Source organism: Protofrankia sp. CiP1_Cm_nod2, assembly GCF_920664355.1.
Taxonomy (GTDB): domain Bacteria; phylum Actinomycetota; class Actinomycetes; order Frankiales; family Frankiaceae; genus Protofrankia.
On sequence record NZ_CAKKTL010000113.1, the window covers coordinates 3,728 to 17,520 of the forward strand.

The 13,793-nt window shown below is 72.0% G+C and carries 7 protein-coding genes and 1 pseudogene; all 8 read right to left on the minus strand.

From position 1 onward, the window contains the following. On the minus strand, positions 1–249 hold a 249-nt coding region (locus NBW84_RS13895; protein WP_250285152.1), incomplete at its 3' end, for a cupin domain-containing protein. After that, positions 249–1,586: a SidA/IucD/PvdA family monooxygenase gene (locus NBW84_RS13900; protein ID WP_250285153.1), complete on the minus strand. Its 1,338-nt coding sequence runs from the start codon at positions 1,584–1,586 to the stop codon at positions 249–251. The genes NBW84_RS13895 and NBW84_RS13900, both read right to left, overlap by 1 nt. Positions 1,587–1,983: 397 nt before the next feature. Continuing rightward, positions 1,984–3,261, minus strand: coding sequence for an MFS transporter (locus NBW84_RS13905; RefSeq protein ID WP_250285154.1), 1,278 nt, complete (start codon positions 3,259–3,261; stop codon positions 1,984–1,986). A gap of 139 nt (positions 3,262–3,400) precedes the next feature. Next, positions 3,401–4,231 (minus strand): isocitrate lyase/PEP mutase family protein, encoded by an 831-nt coding sequence (locus tag NBW84_RS13910; RefSeq protein WP_250285155.1) that lies wholly within the window; start codon positions 4,229–4,231, stop codon positions 3,401–3,403. 402 nt (positions 4,232–4,633) lie between these two features. After that, positions 4,634–4,813: pseudogene (locus NBW84_RS24300) on the minus strand (amidinotransferase); the annotation flags it as partial. Positions 4,814–4,818: 5 nt separating this feature from the next. After that, on the minus strand, positions 4,819–6,549 hold the full coding sequence (locus tag NBW84_RS13915) for an NB-ARC domain-containing protein (RefSeq protein WP_250285156.1): 1,731 nt from the start codon (positions 6,547–6,549) through the stop codon (positions 4,819–4,821). A gap of 1,118 nt (positions 6,550–7,667) precedes the next feature. Continuing rightward, the gene (locus NBW84_RS13920) at positions 7,668–10,298 is read right to left on the minus strand and encodes an EAL domain-containing protein (protein ID WP_250285157.1); all 2,631 of its coding nucleotides are present in this window, start codon (positions 10,296–10,298) and stop codon (positions 7,668–7,670) included. Positions 10,299–10,946: 648 nt separating this feature from the next. Next, positions 10,947–13,718 (minus strand): helix-turn-helix transcriptional regulator, encoded by a 2,772-nt coding sequence (locus tag NBW84_RS13925; RefSeq protein WP_445548711.1) that lies wholly within the window; start codon positions 13,716–13,718, stop codon positions 10,947–10,949. Positions 13,719–13,793 lie beyond the last annotated feature (75 nt).

Below are 13,793 nucleotides of genomic sequence, written 5' to 3' on the forward strand. Positions count from 1 at the left end.
CGGCAGGTGCGCGATGTCGCCCGCGGCGAACCCGTACCGTTCGCCGTCGACCACCAGCGTCGCGCTGCCCGTCATCGCGATGAAGATCTCGTGCTCGTGATGGGCGTGCGCGGTCGAGACGTCGCCCGGCCGCAGCACGCACCAGGCGCCCTCGAACGGCGCGTTCAGCGCCGGCCAGGGCAGCAGCCGCTGCGAGTCGAGGCCGTAGGCGCGGGTCAGGTTCGCCCGGTCCAGTCTGCGGATCTCCATCACGCGCTCCAGGCCGCCGATGCCGCCACCGGCACCGCCGGGGCAGCCACCGATACCGTCGTCGGGGCCGCCACCGAGGGAACGCGCCGGTCGAGCAGGTCGGCGAGGATGTCCTGGGAGCGGTGGGCGAGCACGCTGATCAGCGAGTCGGAGATGCCGTGGGTCCGCTCGTTGACGCCCTGCAGGTACACCGCGCCCCATGCCGAGCCGTCCAGGTCGACGCGGTAGCGCCGGTTGACCGTGATGTCGGCCAGGCCCAGCCGCCCGGCCAGCTCCCGCACCAGCGCGGGCATTCTCGGTTCGTATCCGGTCCCCAGCAGCACCAGATCGCAGCGCAACGGCTCGGTCCTGCCGCTACGGCGGTCCCGCAGTTCCAGCACGACGTCGTCGCCGTCGGCCCGGGCGCTGATGACCTCGGTCATCGCCCGTACCGCGGATCGCCGCTCCCCCAGCATCCTCTGCCGGTAGAGCATCGAGTACAGCTCGTCGAGGAAGGGCTCGGCCAGCCCGGCGTAGTTCGTCAGGTGCATTTCACCGAGAATCTCCGCGCGGGTCTCGGGAGAGCTGTCGAAGAACTCGTCGACGAAGGAGGGGAAGAACAGCTCGTTGACGAACTTGCTCGTCTGGTAGTTCCGCAGGCCGACGGAGCGCACCAGCAGGGTCGGCCGGCTCAGCGGAAGGTCCTGGTGCAGCGCCACGAACATCTCCGCCGCGCTCTGCGCGCCGCCCACCACCACGGCCCGCAGCGGCCGGTCGGCCGGCACCTGCGCGATGCGGGTGCAGTACCCGGTGCTGTGGATCAGCCGGTCGGCGGGCAGCCCGCGGAAGACCTCGGGGACGTGGGGGTCGCGGCCGGCGCCGATGACGAGGTCGCGGCAGCGCACCGTCCCGCCGTCGCCCAGGGTGACCGTCCATCCGACGACCGTGCCGTCGGCGGCCCGCCGGGGCTCGACCCGCTCGACCCGGGCGCCGTAGCGGACGCCGACATGCTCCAGGGAGTCCGCGACCCACTGCTGGTAGTTCGACAGCTCCCAGCGGAACGGGTTGAACGTGCCCAGGTTCACGAACTCGTCCAGCCGGCCCTGCTCGTGCAGGAAGTTCAGAAAGGTGAACCTGCTCCGCGGGTTGTGCAGCGTCACCAGGTCCTTCAGGAACGACACCTGGCTGCGCGCCCAGGGCAGCAGCAGGTTGCGTTGCCATTTGACGTCCGGATACTGCTCCAGCAGCAGGGTGTGCTCCGCCAGCTCCCGTACACCGGACTCCTCGATGCCGATCGCCAGTGCCAGGTTCGCCGGCCCGGCGCCGACAGCCAGTATGTCAACCTCTTGGTCGGTCAAAATCCCACTCCGATCCCCGTGATCCTGCTCTTCGTGGCCGGTCCCGGTTCATTGGTACGCCCCGGTTCACCGGCACATCACGATTCAATACGGCGGGATCATTGATCGAAAGAATTGGTCGGCGGAGACAATCAAAGAAACGGGACGGCCGGCACCCGGGACGGCCGGGCACGAGATAACGCCGCCCGGCGTGGGCGGCGTTATCCGGCGTACCATCCGCTCGGCATGCCATATTCTTTTCCGGCGTGCTACGTTCTTTTTCGGCACGGCGTTCTTTTCCGGTGCCGTGTTCCGTCCGGCGCGCGGTGCCGGGAAGAGAGCACTCCGTGGTTTCCCGTCGGGAAGCGGCGCCGCGTTCCGTCCGGCGTGCGGTGCCCCGTTCAGCGGGCCGCCGCTTTCAGTGGGCCGCCGCCTTCCGCCGCGCCGCCACCTGCCGCTCGGCGCGTCCCGCGTTCTCCCGCATGCCCACCAGCGCGCACAGCGCGGCGATGACGCCGACGGCCCCGCACACCAGCCAGACGCCGTTGGCCAGCCGCTCCCACGCGAGCACGCCGAGGACCGGCCCGAGCGCGAGGCCGAGCCCGAACGTCGCCTGGTGCACGCCGATGTAGCGGGCCTTCACCGCGGCCGGGAACCTGGCCGGGTGCGCGAACATCGTGGGCCCGTTGATCATCACACCGGTCACGAACACCACCGTGCTGACGATTACCAGCGCGGCCGAGCCGGTGGCGAGGCCGTACGTGGCAAGGCCGGCCCCCATGACCACGGTGCCGAGCGCGCCCACGAGGTTCGGCCGCCAGTTCCTGACGTAGGAGGTGATCTTCAGCTCGCACAGGATCAGGGTGACGGACGAGGTGGCGAGCGCCGCGCTGTACAGCGCGGCCGGATGGCCGTCATCGGAGATCTTCAGCGGCAGCGCGACCACGTACTGCATGTAGATCATGGATCCGAGCAGCACCGAGGCCAGGAAGAACAGGTAGTTGCCGTCACGCAGTGGCACACTGTATCCGGACCGTCCGCCCCCGGCCGGTTCCGTCTCCTCCGGTGGGGCCTGCGTGCCGGGCAGGAAGGTGTGCGCGACCGCCGCGTACACGAGCGCGGTGAGCGCGTCGAGCCAGAAGAGCAGGTCCCAGTCGAGCAGGATCAGCCCGGCGGCGATCAGCGGGCCCAGCGCGGCACCGATGTTCAGCGCGGTCCGCATCATCGAGAAGCCCATGACCTGGTGTTCTTCCGGCATGAGATCGCTGAGCAGCATCGCCGCCGCGGGCCGGTAGGCCTGGGTGACCAGGCCGGCCAGCCCGACGGCGACGAAGATGAGCCCGAAGGCCGACAGGCCGCTCAGCCATGGGACGAGCCCCACGATCACGGCCGAGGTCACCATCGAGCCGGTGATGGTCGCCCGCGGGCCGGCCCGCTGGGTCAGCTCCCCACCCAGTAGCGTGCCGAACACCGCGCCCACGCTGTATGCCGTCAGCGCGAGGCCGGCCTGGCCGACAGAGAATCCGCGAACCGTCAGATACAGCACCAGGAATGTCTGTACGAACGCGCCCAGCTGGTTGACGAGCACGCCTCCCAGCAGGTACCTGACTGATGGCGGCGTCGCCCGCAGGACCGCGATAACGCCGGCCGGGGAATCCGCTTCCGCCGAGTTCTTTGTCTTAGTCGTCTGCGCCATGACTCGATCTCAGCGGAAGCGTCCGTTGACCGACAGGGTTGACCGGACCGGACAATCAATCACCGGCCATGCCGACCATCAACCGGACAGACCGAGCCGTCAACCGGACGGGCCGGCCATCGGCCGCGCACGCCGGCCCTCAGCCGAACAGGCCGTTGATGCCGCCGAAGTCGAGGGCTCCCTCGAGCTCGGTGTAGGTGCCCTTGACGAGCAGTTCGGTGGCCGCGCGCTGGGCGACCGAGTACGCCGCCTGGCTGATGGCGGTACCGACGCTCACCCGGCGCACGCCCACCGCCTCGAACTCGGCGATGCTCGGGGCGCCCGGCCCGGCCATCACGTTGACCGGCAACGGTGACGCCGTCACCAGCGTGGCCACGACGTCCAGGTCGAGCAGGCCCGGCACGAAGAGGCTGTCGGCGCCCGCCTCGGCATAGGCCGCCGCGCGGGCGAGCACGTCCGCCAGCCGCCCTCCGGGCTCGCCGATACCGAACAGGAAGACGTCGGTCCGCGCGTTGACCAGCAGCTCCGGCAGCCCCGCCCGCGCCGCCGCGGACCTGGCGGCACGAAGCCGCTCAGCCTGGGCCGCGACATCGAACAGCGGGCCGCCGGGGGCCTGCGAATCCTCGATGTTCACCCCGGCCGCGCCGGCGGCGACCACCGCTTCGACGGTCGCCGCGACATCCTCGGGGGCGGGGCCGTATCCCCCCTCCACGTCGGCCGTGACCGGGACGTCCACGACGGCCGCGATCCGCCGGACCTGCTCGACCGCTTCGGCCCGGGTCAGGTGCTGCCCGTCGGGCCGGCCGACCGACCAGGCGACCCCCGCGCTCGTCGTGGCGACCGCCTTCGCGCCCGCCTGCGCGATCAGCGCGGCACTGCCGGCGTCCCACGCGTTCGGCAGCACCAGCACCCCGCTGTCGTGCAGCGACCGCAGCAGCTCCGCCCTGGTCCGCTGAATGTTCTCCACCATGCTCCACTCACTCCTCGGTCATGCCGGGCCAGACGTATCGATTTACCCGGCTGTTCATTTACATGAATGCGTCCCGGTGGGCCGGCGAGCGAAATCGACACGGCATGTCGACACGGCGGAGCGACATGATGGAGCGGCTCAGCACAGCCGTCCGATACAGCTGTTCAATACAGCCGCCATCTGGTATAATTGCCGTTTGGTACGGCCGTCGTTTAGCACAACCGTTCGGTAACGTGGTCCGATCTCGGTGCCGAGCGCACCGGGCAATGGCCGGTCAGCGTTTCGAGCATATACCCGGCCGGGGCTGTCGTGGCCGATCGGGGGCCGTGTTGTCGACGGTCGCGCCTGGCCCGCGTATTCCAACGGGCAAACAAATCCTGACAGTCAGTGGATTCGGCCGGCTCACCGGCCGCGCCGCGGTCCTTCGGCCCTCTCGGCACGCAGCTCCGGGGTGCAGCACTTGACACTGCCGCCGGCCTTGAGCAGTTCCGACAGGTCCGCGCCGATCGACTCGAAGCCGCGCTCGCGCAGCTGGCCGATCAGCCCGGTGGCGGCCTGCGGCAGTATGACGTGCCGCCCGTCGGGCGTTATGCGTCGGCAATAACCGTCCGGGTGATTTGTGAACCATTCAGACCACGCGTGACGTTGACTGGAAGAACCGCCGGATCCGAACAATCAACGCCGGGTCTGGTGGCTGGCAGGGCTGGCAGGGCCGGCCCGGCGTCGCGGCGGAACGGTTCGAGCGCCACCCGCCGCGCCCCGCCGTCCACCAGCGAGACCGGCAGCGGCCCGGCGTCCCGTTGCACGTTCCCGGCGAACGCGCTGAACAGCCTTGACACACTGTAACGACCGGCGACGCTGGCCCGCCGTAGCAGGCCGGCGTCCACCATCGACTCCAGCAGCTCGTCCGCCGACCCGATCGGTATGCCCATGTCGGCGGCGACACCGATCGCGGTCGTCCAGCCCGCCCTGTGCCGGCCGAGCTGGTGGACGAGCGCCTGTCCGGCCGGCGACAGCAGCTGGTAGGCCAGGGCGAACCGGTCCCGCACGTTGACGTCACCGACGCTGAGGATGTCCAGCTGGGCGTCGCGGTCAGCGAGCTGGCTGGCGGTGTACGCGATCGTCAGCTCCGGCCGGGCTGCGATCTTCCTACCGACGATACTGACGGCGAGTGGCAGGTCCTCACACAGCTCGGCGATGGCGTCGGCGGCTTCGTGTTCCGCCCGTACCCGTTCCGCGCCGGCCAGCCGGCCGATCAGCGTCATCGACTCCTCGCGGGTGAACGTGCCCAGATCGATCCGGTGCGTGCCGTCCAGCCCGAGCAGCCGTGCCCTGCTGGTCATCACGACCTGGCTGCGCGCGGTCTGCCCCAGCAGCGGCCGGGCCCACCGCTCGTCACGGACGTTCGTCAGCAGCACGAACAACCTGCGCTGGGCGAGCAGCGAGCGGTACAGGCCGGTCTGCTGCGTCGGGTCGTCCGGCACGAGGTGGGCGGGCACCCCCAGCGCGTGCAGGAAACCGCGCACGATGCCGCCCACGGACCGGCCACCCGTACCGCAGTCGCCGAGATCCGCGTAGAGCCGGCCGTCCGGGAAGCCGGCGGACACCTCGTGGGCCAGCCTGAGCGCGAACGCCGTCTTGCCGATCCCGATCGGCCCGCTGACCAGCAGCGGCATCCTGACCGGCCCGGCGGGGCGGCCGAGCAGCCGGAACGCGTCGGCCAGCTCCCGCGCGCGGCCGACGAACACGCTCGGCCCCATGGGCAGCTGGGCGGGACGGACAAGGCTGGTCACCGTACTGGTCGCCACATGCGTGACGGACGGCACCCCCGCCAGGCCGAACAGGCTGTCGGCCGGCAGGACGGCCGGCTCCCGGCCGTCCTGGGAGCCAGCCGTCCTGCCCACCATGCTTATCCGGCTTATCCGGCCTGGCTGGCCCGGCTGGCCCGGCTGGCCTGCTTGTCCTGTCCGGCCTACCTGGCCTTGCCGGCCCAACTGGCCCAGCGGCTGGCCTGCCTGCCCTGGTGGCTGGCCCGGCTGGCCTGGTGGCTGGCCCGGCCGTCCGGAGATCTGCCGCCAGCGCCGCTCCCAGGCCACGGGATCTCCCCCGCACGCGGACACGAACGCCAGCGTCACCGCGAGGGTGGGCAGCCGGTGGCCACTGGCCGCGCTGGACAGCACGGACGGCGCGAACAGTGCGGTACGGGCGAGTTGCCGGTAGCTCGGGCCGCCCGCGCTCTTCCGTAACGCGCGCAGATCACGAGCGAATTCGGCGATCGGGCCGTTGGCCGCGTCCAACGGCCTCTCGGGCCTGCCCATATCCACCCCTCTCCTGGTGTCGCGTGAATTCAGACCTGCTACCTTCGGGTCTCCGGTGCACAGCTTCCCGTGATCCTGGTACGGCGCCCTGGCCGGCCGGGCGCCCCAGCCCGGGACAGCCCACGTGAAAGGCCCAGGGCATCGACCTGGAAATACGTCTTGTGAACATTTTCCAGCGGCACGCGAGAAAAATATCCGACAGCTCGCCGACCCGCGAAGAAACATGCTCGCCAGCATCCGTCCCGGAGTCCGGAAAATCCTTTTCGTAGCCTTCTGCCATACTACCGGAATGGCGTGCGCGACTGCTGTCCGCCCGGATTCCCTGTTTAACGGTGACGGTGGGTCGGCGCCCGCCCGGAGCCGCCGGGAAACTATCCACCGGAGCGGGACGGAAGGTGACGGCCGGATATCCGGCCAGCCGTTTCTCCACGTCCTGGGTGCCGCGGGCGGGCACACGGCCCAGGCCGGTACGAGGCTGCCGGCCGGCCCACCGGACACCGATCCCGTCACTGAACATCATGAAATCTCCGTACGATACCTGGACAAACACCACCAATAACCTCCCCCGGCCCGGCGGGCGGCGCGGCGGAGAGGACCGCCGCCTCCGGACGTGGCTCCGGGCCACCGCGAGGTACCGGCCATTTGCTCCCGCTCCACCGAGAAGCCCGCCGAACGAGACTCACCGCACGAAACCCGGCCAAACGGCATGGACGACGGACGGTGCCGCCGGCCCGTAACGGAATGCACCATTACCGAGATCGCTACCGTTGACGCTCTGATTATTGGTACGTCGACGGAGCGTGACAACCCGTCAGTCGGCTATCCGACACAGACCACGCGGACGACCGGCAGGAAATTCAGCCAGCCACCGGCGTCCTACCGGTTGTTCTCTTTTTCAGAAGATTCTCGGCGCACCTTCAGCAGCATCTTCACAGCATCATCTTCAGCCAAATCCGATCACAACCGGATTACCGCGCCGACAACATACACGAGCGCCGGAGCACCCCCGTCCCCTCCCGACGACCGCTGCCGCGATTAGGGCCGCGACGCGGCGGGCGCGGGCCGAACGGGGGCGGAAACCACGTCAGCGCCCCACTCGCGGCGACGTTCTTCCCGGGTCAGTGGTGTTCGGTGGCGGTGGGCTGCCGGCCGGGCCCGTGCAGGAGGCTCGGCAGGCCGGGCTGTGGGCTGGCGAGGAAGCAGCCCTGGACGAGGTCGCAGCGCAGCGTCCGGAGCGCGGCGAGCTGTTCGGGTGTTTCCACGCCGTTGGCGACGGCGGTGAGGCCGAAGGTGTGCGCGAGGCCGATGACGGCGGCGACGACCGCGTGCTCGGCGGGGTCCTCGAGCATCCGCGCGACACGCCGTTTGTCGATCTTGATGCCGTCGAGGGGTGCGCGGTGCAGACAGCTCAGCGACGAGTGGCCGGCGCCGAAGTCGTCGACGTACAGGCTGACCCCGCGGGCGCACAGGTCGTGCAGGGCGGCGGTGACGGCAGGGACGTCGTCGACGAAGGCGCTCTCGGTGATCTCCAGGCCGAGCTCGTAGCGGTCGTCGGCGTTGGTGGCCTCCAGCAGCGCGATGATCTCGGACAGGAAGCGGGGATCGGCGAGCTGGCAGGCCGAGACGTCGACGGCGACCCGCGGCGCCATGCCGGCCGGCAGCTTCGACGCCCATCTGCCGGCCGCCCGGCAGGCCATCTCCAGGACGCGGCGGCCGAGCGGAACAATCAGCCCGGTCTCCTCCGCCACGGCCAGGAACGCGTCGGGCTCGAGCAGGCCGCGTTCGGGATGCTGCCACCTCAGCAGGGCCTCCACCCCGGTGAGCTCGCCGGCCATGTTCATCACCGGCTGGTAGAGCAGCCGCAGCTCGTCGGTGACGAGCGCGCGGCGCAGGTCGTTGCCGGTCCGCACGCGGCGCCGGGCCTGGGCCCGCATTCTCTCGTCGAAGACCATGTGACAGCTGCGGCCCTGCCGCTTGGCGGCGTACATGGCGATGTCCGCGGCGTGCAGGATGTCCTCGGGGTCGGACAGGTCCGGGCCGGAGACGGCGATGCCGACGCTGGCGGTCACGGTGATGGTCCGCTCGCAGGCCGTCCTGGGGATGGCCAGCGTGCTGACGAGGCGTTCGGCGACCGCCTCGACGCAGGACGCGGCGGTGACGCCCTCGCACAGGATGGCGAACTCGTCGCCGGAGAACCGGGCGACGGTGTCGCCGGGGCGGACAGCCCGGCGCAGCCGCCCCGCCACCTCGCGGAGCAGGTCGTCACCGGCGTGATGGCCCAGCGAGTCGTTCACCGTCTTGAAGCCGTCGAGGTCGACGAACAGGATGGCGACCCGGCGCGGCCGGTCGCCCCGGGCGCCGGTGAGCGCCTGGTGGAGCCGGTCGAGCAGGGCGGTGCGGTTGGGCAGCCCGGTCAGCCCGTCGTGCAGGGCCCGGTAGCGGGCGTCGGCGGCGTGGGCCCGCTCCACCTCACCGGCCCGCGCGACCACCACCGCGGTCGAGATCTGGCCGGCCAGCAGCTCGACGAAGTCACGGTAGTCGTCGTCGGGGGCGAGCCGGTCGTTGACCCCGACGAGCAGCAGGCCGATGGCCAGCCCGTCACAGCCCTCGGCGAGCGGCGCGGCGATCGCCGAGCCCGGCGGCCGGCAGCCGCTGGCCAGCCGGATCGGGAACCGCTCGGGCAGCTCCCGGACGAGACGTGCCTGGCCGGAGAACAGCGCGTCGCCCAGCTCGGGAAGGGGCGCCTCGGCGCCGAGCACGCCGAGAAGGTCGACGCCCCGCTGGTCACCGGCCAGGCCGCAGGACGCCGCCGGGCGCAGCACCGGCCGCTGCGCGTCCGGGTCGCGCAGCAGGACGATGCCGTACGAGACGTCCGCGGGATACCGGCCGAGCACCTCGACGACACGGGTGCACACCTCCCACGGGTCGTACGAGTCCGCGGTGGCGGTGGCGAGCTCGCGCAGGCAGGTCAGCCGCCGGGTGGCGAACACCTGCCGGGTCGTCTCCCGCCCCGTCGCCATGACACCGGCCACGCCGCCGTCGCCCAGGACGTCGCGGACCGGGCTCAGGGAGAGGGTGAAGTGGCACTCCTCCTGATATCCACGGCGGTCGAGCAGGAGGAGCTGGTCGTCCGTGCTGACGGCGGCGCCGCCGGCGAGCACCCGCTCGAGCGCCGGGCCCATGATCTCCCAGGTCTCCGGCCAGGCCTGCCGGAACGGCCGGCCCAGGGAGCGTGGATGTTTATGGCCGAGGATCGGCAGGTAGGCGTCATTGTAGATCATGACGAGCTCGGGCCCCCACAGGAGCGCCTTGGGGAAGCCTGAGTCCAGGCAGAGGCTCACCGCCATCCGCAGGGTGGGGCTCCATTCCCCGGCCGGGCCGAGCGCGGTGCCGGCCCAGTCCGTGGCCGCTACCAGCCGTCCCATCACGCCCCGGGCGGCGGGCCTCCGGCCGTCCGCGCCGACGCTGTTCGAGCCGACGTTGTTCGAGCCGACGCTGTTCGAGCCCGCGGCGTCCAGCCCGACGCCGCCCGGACCGAGACCGGGACCGGTCAGAGCGGCGCTGTCCGGGCGGTGACCGTCCGGGCCGGCACCATGCGGGCTGGTGGCATCCGTGCCGGAGGTATGCGGGTCGACGCCGTCCGGGCTGACACAGTCCACCATGTCCATGCTGTCTGTCGGGAGCGTGGTGTCCAGGGGGACCATGGCGCCCGGGCCGGGGCCCCGGCCGGCTGGTGGCCGCGCGGTCACCGCGGTGCCTCCGACAGCGACGGAGCGTCGTGAGGCCGGGTGCGCCGGGCTTCCCCCCAGGGCATGACCGGCGCGGACGGGACCGCCGGGCTCACGGCGTCGCGGGCCGGGACAGGCACGCGCGGGCTGACAGGCGCACGTGCGGGCACATGTGAGCTACGATAAGTCACGCACATGCTACTAATGGTCACCATGCTACTAATGGTCATAGTGTCCTTCGCGCCGAAGCTACGGACACCGCGGGGGCACCTGCCTGCTGTGCAACCCACGAGCCGGTCATGATGGGTCCATCGAAGAACCCGACCAGGACGCCAGTCGTCGCTCCCGTCCGGGGAGAGCGGGAGGAACACCGACGTGGCGCAAGCGGATGCGCTCGGCTAGGCTCTTCGCCTGACAATCAGGGCGTGCTGCTGAGGCTACTCCTCATTCCAGCCGCTGGCAGTCCGTCCGGCCCGCCACCGATGGTCCGCCTGGCCCCCGCCCCGGGCTTCCGGCCACCGGGCGGCCATCTGACAGCCACCGTACTGTTATCAGGTTGTCGCCGGGATGGCGAGAACCGTTGCCCCTGCCCCTGCCTGGCAGACCCGCGCCGCCGCCGGCCTGACCGGCCCGGACCGGCCCGGTCTGCCCGGTCCGGGCCCGGCCGGCTCAGGCGTGCAGGATCACCGGGAGGTCCGCGCGGCCGCTGACCCGCAGCTTGCGGTAGGCGCGGGTGAGGTGCTGCTCAACGGTGCTGACCGTGATGTAGAGCTTCTTGGCGATCTCCCGGTTCGTCCGGCCGGAGGCGGCGAGCATCGCGACCTGCAGCTCGGCGGCCGACAGCGTCGCGACAGCCCCGCCGTAGCCGGAGGCGTCCTCCCCGCCGCGGTCGGTCAGCCGCAGCCGCAGCGGCTCGGCGCCGCACTCCTGCGCGAGCAGCACGGCCCGACGGGTGATCATCCGAGCCTTGGTCAGCTCGCCGGCGCGCCGGTGGGCGTCGCTGAGATCCGCCAGCGCATAGGCCAGCTGCAGCCGGTCACCGCGTTCCTGGAGGATGTCGACGGCTGCCAGCAGCACCGCGGGGCGCTCCCGAGGCTCCAGGGTGGCGGCCAGCGCGCGCAGCCCCATCCCGCGCGCCCGGGCAGCGCCGGGACGGGCCAGATGCTCCTCGGCGAGCGCCCGGCCCTCGGCGGCCCGGCCCAGGCGCGCCAGGGTGAGCGCCGCCTCGACTCGCCACGGCACGAACGACGGCAGGTCGATCTCCCAGGCGGTCATCAGATGCCCGCAGGTCAGCAGGTCGTCGAGCGCGGCGTGCAGCCGGCCGGACGCCAGCCGCCGCTGGCCGCGCGCGTAGAGGTACTGCAGGCCGAAACGGGTCTGGAACATCGCGTCCGGGATCGGCGCGGCGACCTGGTCGCCGGCGTGGTCGCCGGCGTGGTCGGCAATGTGGTTGCCGGTGCGGTCGGCGGTGCGGCCGCCGGCCTGATCATGAGGACGATCGCAGGCCTGGTCAGCGATGTTGCAGCCAGTGACCGTCGAAGCCATGATCAGCGCTGATAGTGGCCGGCCGACACCGACCCCCCACGTCCACGCGGGGATGAGCGTCAGCGCTTCCCGGGCGTGGCGCTGCGCCGCCGGCGCGTCGTCCTGATGCACCGCGATCTCCGCGCGGATGCCCGAGAGCATCGCCTGCCACGTCGGCGCCCGCCGTAGCGCGGCCTCGCGCAGGAACTGGTCGCACCAGGGCGCGGCGATGTCGGCGCGTTCGGCGTAGGCCAGCACGAGCAGCGCCCACTCCAGCGAGCCCAGGGTCATGTCGTCGAGGGGGGTGGCCTGCAGCACCCACTCGGCGGTGCGGACCGTGTCGCGGCTGGCACCGGCACGCAGGACGTCGGTCAGCGTCGTCACGGACGGCAGCTGGGGACCATCGGTGACGGACGCGGCCACGCTGGCAGCCGCACCGGTGGCCGCGCTCGGCCCGGCCGTCTGCGGGCGCCGGTCGTCCGCGCCGTCGAACGCGGCGAGCCTGGCCGCCAGCGGCGGATGGTTCGCCGGCAGGTACTCGCGGATGAGGTCGAGGCCGGCCAGCGACTGCGGGTCGAGCCGGCCACGCCGTGCCTCCAGCCCCCGCAGGCCCGTGGTCGCGTCGTCCTCGCGGCCATGCCACAGCAGAAGCTTGATCAGGTGGATGCTGTGCTGGCTCGACAGCTCTCCGGTGAGCAGCGCCGGGACCAGCGGCTCCACGTGCCGCAGCGCCGCCCCGGGGTTGATCCGCCACTCGACGCGGGCCCGCAGCAACGCGACCGTCGCGCGCTGGTCGTCGTCCTGGCAGGCCAGGCCGGCCAGCCGCAGGCACTCCAGGGCGCGCCCCACATCGTCACGGCCGAGGGCGGTCATGGCGGCCCGGCACAGGACGTCGAGCCCCCAGGGCTCACCGGCGTGCTCCGCCGCGACGAGGTGGACCGCGACGTCCTCCGCCGGAGCGCCGCTGCTGTACAGCAGCCTGGCGGCGCGGCGGTGCAGCGTCGTGCGGGCCGGGCCGTCCAGGTCGGCCAGCACGGCGGCGCGCGCCGCGGCGTGCCGGAAACGGCCGGCGCGCAGTACGCCGGCGGCCTCAAGAATGTCGAGGATGCGGGTGGGGACCGGCCCGGCCACGGTCGGGTCGGTGCCAGCCGGATGCGTACCAGCCGGATGCGTACCAGCCGGATGCGTGGCGGCCGGATGCGTGGCGGCCGGATGCGTGGCGGCCGGATGCGTGGCGGCCGGGCCGGCGTCGGCCGGGTCGGCGTCGAGCAGCCGCGGGAGCAGGCCCGCCGAACCGGCCTCCTCCAGCACCGCGATCCCCCGCGCCACCCTCAGCAACGGCTCACCGCCGCGGCGCAGGCAGGTCAGCACCGCCTTGCCGAACGCCTCACCGGGTGCCGGCCGGGCCGGCTGCCCGGCCGGCACCAACGCCGGGGCCGGGGCCGGGGCCGGGGCGGAGGTGGCCGGCAGGTCCTCGAGCAGCGCCCGCAGCAGGAGCGGGTTGCCGCCGGTGAGCTCCCACCAGCCCGACGCCACCGCACCTGCGGCGACCGTACCCAGCCGCGGTGTAAGCACTTCGGCCACCCCGCGCACCGACAGCGTGCCGACCCGCAGCCGGTGGCACCGCGGGTGGCGCAGCAGGTCGGTCTGCCAGGCGTTGCGCAGCCGGTCCCCGGCCGGGTCCGCCAGCTCGGTGACGACCAGCAGTACCCGCTGGGAGCCCAGCCGCCGGCCCAGGTAGATCAGCCCACGCAGGGAGGCCGTGTCGACGAGATGGGTGTCGTCGACGGCGAGCACCACCGGGGCGCGCTCGGAGAGCACCCGTAACGCCGCCCACAGGTCCTGCAGCAGGTGCGGGGACGGGTGGGTGGCGGCGGCATCCCCGGCGGCCGGGTCGTCAGGTGCGCCAGGCGGCACGGCGAAGGCCGTGTCGGGCAGCAGGCCGCGTGCGGCGGGGCCGGCGGCGCCGCCGGGGGTGCCGCTGCCGCCGGG